Below are 1,157 nucleotides of genomic sequence, written 5' to 3'. Positions count from 1 at the left end.
GGCAACACCAAAACAGGTTATGGATTTCCGACCATCTAAGGGAATCACCACAGCACAGAGCAACGAGCACCAACGCCGTTGGACGGAAAAGGGTTGGGGATCCGCTGAATCAACAGGCAACTACGACCGCAGCCGTGAGCGGCTCAACTTCGAGGTTCGGGGCGGCAAGGTTTGTCCTATAGACAAGAGCCGAAGCATCCCGGAGCGCATGGCAGACATCCTGCGGAGCCGTGGAATCAAAGACCCCAACGAGGGACTGGCAGAGCCACGCTTCCGCACAGTGGTCAATTTCATCTTCGGAGGCTCACGAGAACGTATGACAGAATTGGCATTCGGTGACCAGAAGGTGAATCTCACTCACGGAGCGGACAATTCGCATCTAACCCGATGCAAGGACATTGAGGAATGGGCAAAGGATGTTTACCGCTTTGTTGCGGACAAATACGGTGAGGAGAACATCGTCGCTTTCATCTTACACTTGGACGAAACCAATCCGCACGTTCACTGCACCCTCTTGCCAATCAAGGACGGCAAGTTTGCATACAAACAGATATTCGCCGGAAAGGACAAGTACGAGTTTTCTGCCAGGATGAAAGCCCTGCACAGCGAATTTGCCGATGTCAACAAGCGTTGGGGCATGGAGCGCGGAACTTCCGTCTCAGAGACGGGAGCACGCCACCGCACCACCGAAGAATACCGCCGCCAGCTGTCAGAACAGTGCACCACCATTGAGCAGTCCGTCGCCACCCATCAGCGGACACTCGCCTCGCTCCAATCGGACATCCGTCTGGCAGAGCGGAGAGTAAAAGGACTCACCTCAATGGTCAACAACCTCTTGCAGGAGAAGGTTGAGAAGGAGGCGGCACTTGCTGAATTGCATCGGCAGATTCTTGCAGGTCACGACAATCCTGATGCTCTCCGTCAGCAAGTCCAAGAGCTGGAGCAGGAACTGTCCGCTATCCAGTCGAAACTGGACGACAAGCAGGAGAAGCTCTCAGAGGCTGACCGCAAGCTCGATGCCCTGCGTGAGGAGATGACCGCCATGAAGGAGCGCACGGAGGAGTTGCGGCAGGAGGCACACAGATATTCCGATACTATCCGACAAGGTGCGGACACCGTTCTCAGAAATGCCCTTCTCGAAAACATGGTCAGCGAGT

General features: G+C 55.1%; 1 protein-coding gene. It reads left to right on the top strand.

All coding sequences use genetic code 11. From position 1 onward, the window contains the following. On the top strand, positions 1-1,157 hold a 1,157-nt coding region (mobV, locus tag DXA05_RS26095; RefSeq protein WP_128859786.1), incomplete at both ends, for a MobV family relaxase.

Origin of the sequence: Bacteroides sp. AM54-2NS, from assembly GCF_003602935.1 — a bacterium.
Lineage (GTDB): Bacteria > Bacteroidota > Bacteroidia > Bacteroidales > Bacteroidaceae > Bacteroides > Bacteroides xylanisolvens.
Note: the sequence above shows the minus strand (reverse complement) of the source record. Positions and strands in the feature narration are given on the sequence as shown.